Genomic DNA, 3,397 nt, shown 5'->3' on the forward strand with positions numbered 1-3,397 from the left:
ACGGCACCACAGCAGCCGGCACCACAGCGGCCGGCCCCGCCAACACCGCCGCCCGCTCCTCCGCGGACAACAGATCCATCCGCCCGATCGGCCGGGAGGAATCCGTGACGACGAGGTCGAGCACCCGGATCAGCCGGTCGACGAACCCGGTGGCCGTCGCCTGGTCGAACAGGTCGTCGCGGTAGTCCAGGCGGAGGTACAGACGACGCCCCGGGGCGGCGATCAGGGTCAGGGGATAGTGCGTCGCGTCCCGCCCGCGCCCGAGGTCAGGGGTGATCCGCAGCCCGGTCTCCGGCCGCTCACCGGGTTCGTCCCACGGATAGTTCTCGAAAACCAGGGAGGTGTCGAAGAGGTCGCCCAGACCGGCCAGTTGCTGGATGCGGGCGAGTCCGAGGTGGTGATGCCCGGTGAGCCGCGACTGCGCGCTCTGCACCTGTTCGACGGTGGTCAGCAGGGACTGCGCCGGGTTGAGGGACACCCGCACCGGCACCATGTTGATGAGCAGCCCCACCATGCTCTCGACGCCCGGCAGTTGAGGGTCGCGCCCGGCCACGACGGCCCCGAACACGACGTCGTCGTGGCCGGTGCGCCGGCTCAGCACAAGCCCCCAGGCGGCCTGGAGCACGGTGTTCAGGGTCACCCCGTGCCGACGCGCCCAGTCGGCCAGCGCTGCCGTGCGGTCCTCGTCCAGCTCCACGGTGATCCGCTCCGGCATCAGTCCGGGACGGCCCGGGTCCACCGGGGCGACCAGCGTCGGCTGTTCGAGTCCGCCGAGCGCCTCCCGCCACGCGACCTCCGCCGCCGGCTGGTCCTGCTGCGCGAGCCACCCCAAGTACTGCCGGTAAGGGGCCACTCGGGGCAGCGCGGTGGTGTCGCCCTGGCTGTGGTACAGGGTGGTCAGCTCGCGCACGAGCAGTGGCGTCGACCAGCCGTCGAGCAGGATGTGGTGGGTGGTCATGATGAGGCGGTGCCGTTCGGTGGCCAGACGCACCAGGGAGAAGCGCAGCAGGGGCGGCTCGGCCAGGTCGAACCGGCGGGCGTGCTCCTTGGCGGCGAGCCGGGCCAGCTCCGCCTCCGCGTCGGCCTCGGGAAGCGGCGACAGGTCGAACTCGTACCAGGGAACCTCGACCTGACGTGGTATCAGTTGCACGGTGCGGCCGGAGTCCACCTGCCGGAATCCGGCGCGCAGGTTCGGGTGCCGTTGGACGAGCGCGAGCACGGCGGCCCGCAGCCGCGCCGCGTCGAGGGCGCCCTCGATGGTGAAGACGTGCTGCACCGCGTAGACGTCCGCGCCGTCCTGCTCGTAGCGGGAGTGGAACAGCAGCCCCTCCTGCATCGGGGAGAGGGGGAGGATGTCTTCCAGGCCCGACGACGTCATTTCTGCACCCTCCACGCTGCTTCGAGCTGCTCGATGTCGTGCTGGCTGAGTTCGGTCAGGGGGAAGTCCGAGGGGCTGTGGCCGCCAGTGCCGGCGCGCTCGCCGTGCCGGACCAGCCCGCGAATCGCCCGGAACCAGTGGTCGGCCAGGGCTCGGACGTGCCGTTCCGTCCACAGATGCGGCGCCCAAGTCCAGACGGCCCCCAGTTCCGGCCCGTCCTGGGCGTCGCGGACCATGCAGTTCACCTCAACCCCGTGCGCCAGGGCGGTCGCCGGGTCGGCGCCGCTCAGCAGGCCCGTCTCGGCGGCCACCGTCCATTCCGGGCGGCCGGGGGCCACCGGGGCGCCCGCCGAGGGGAACCGGCCCAGGTAGTTGAATCCGATTTGCGGTACGGCGAGCCCGGCCAGCTCCGGCGCGGTGTCGGGATTGAGGTGCCGCAGCAGGCCGTAGCCGATGCCCCGGTCGGGCAGGGAGCGGACCTGTTCCTTCACCCGTTTCAGGGCCTGTCCGAGCGACGGCCCGCCGTCGACGACCTCTTCCCACGCCAGCGGGCCGGGGTCGACACGGACGGGATACAGCGAGGTGAACCACCCCACGGTGCGCGAGAGGTCCACGCCCTCGACGATCTCCTCCCGCCCGTGTCCCTCCACGTCCACGAGGAGAGCCGTGTGCCGCCCGCGTGCGTGGGTCCGGCGCCACTGGGCGACCGCCAGGGCGAGCGCGGTGAGCAGGACGTCGTCGACCTTCGCGTGGAAGGCCGTGGGCACCGTCGTCAGGAGCGGGGTGGTGACCTCGGGCGGCAGGGAGAGCGTGAGCTCACGGGCCCGGCCCACGGTGTCCCGAGCGGCATCGAGCCGGCCAGTGGTCAGCGGTGGGTCGGCCGCGGTGAGCAGTCCGGTCCACAGTGCCGCCTCGGCGGTGCGGGCCGGCTGCCGGGCCTCGGCCGTGAGGAGACTCGCCCAGCGACGCAGGGAGGTGCCCACCGGGTCCAGCCGTGGGGGACGGCCGCCTCCGACGGCCTCGCAGGCGGCGATGAGATCGGGAAGCAGGATCCGCCAGGACACCCCGTCGACGACGAGATGGTTGACGACGACCAGCAGCCTGGCCCGTTCGGCCGGTCCGGCGTCGAACCAGACCACCTGAACCAGCAGGCCGCGCTCGGCCGACAGCCGGTCGGACGCCGCCTCCGTCTGTGCGCGGACCAGCGTCGCGTCGACGGCCGCGCCGGCGGTGTCCACACGACGCACCACGTCCGCGGCCGACACGGACCCCACCGGGCCTACCTCAAGCGACCACGCCCCGTTGTCCTGACCGCTCCGCTTCCGGGTCAACCGCAGCGCATCGTGGTGGTCCACGAGCGCCTGCACGGCCGCGACGAGGTGGTCCTCACGCAACCCGGCCGGCACGTCCAGCAGCATCGCCTGGTGGAACGCGTCGATGTCACCGCCGCGCGCGTCGAACCAGCGCATGATCGGCGTCGGTTCCAGCCCTCCCACGCCGGAGTCGCCGGAATCGGGTGCCGACACGGCCAGTTCCTCGGCGACCTCGGCCAGTCCGGCCGCGGTCCGCTGCTCGAAGACGTCCCGGACCGCCAGTCCGACACCCGCCGAGCGAGCGAGGCTGACCAGCCGGATTGAGACGATGCTGTCCCCACCCAGCGCGAAGAAGTCGTCGTCGGGCCCGACGTCGTCCACGCCCAGGGCCTGCGCGACCAGCGTCCCCAGCAGTCGCTCGCGCTCGGTGCGCGGCTCACGCCGCGGCACCTCCACCCGCGCGCTCTGATCGGGTGCGGGCAGCGCGGCCCGGTCGAGCTTGCCGTTGGCCGTCAACGGCAGTCGGTCCAGGGTGACGTACGTCGACGGCGCCATGTACTCGGGCAGCCGCTGCCGCAGGAACTCCCGTAGATCTGTCGGTGTTTCACCGTTGTCGGGGACGACGTAGGCGATCAGGCGGGTGCTGCCGGGCTGGTCATGATGAGCGACCACGGCGGCCTGACCGACCGCGGGATGATCGGTCAGG

General features: G+C 72.4%; 2 protein-coding genes. Both read right to left on the reverse strand.

The window, feature by feature from the left end; translation table 11 throughout:
* The coding region (locus OO52_RS46445; RefSeq protein ID WP_030941058.1) for a condensation domain-containing protein at positions 1-1,378 on the reverse strand (1,378 nt) is incomplete at its 3' end.
* Positions 1,375-3,397: condensation domain-containing protein (locus OO52_RS46450; protein ID WP_030941060.1), on the reverse strand; the 2,023-nt coding region annotated here is incomplete at its 5' end. The genes OO52_RS46445 and OO52_RS46450, both read right to left, overlap by 4 nt.

Origin of the sequence: Streptomyces flaveolus, from assembly GCF_000716535.1 — a bacterium.
Classification (GTDB): Bacteria; Actinomycetota; Actinomycetes; order Streptomycetales; family Streptomycetaceae; genus Streptomyces; species Streptomyces flaveolus_A.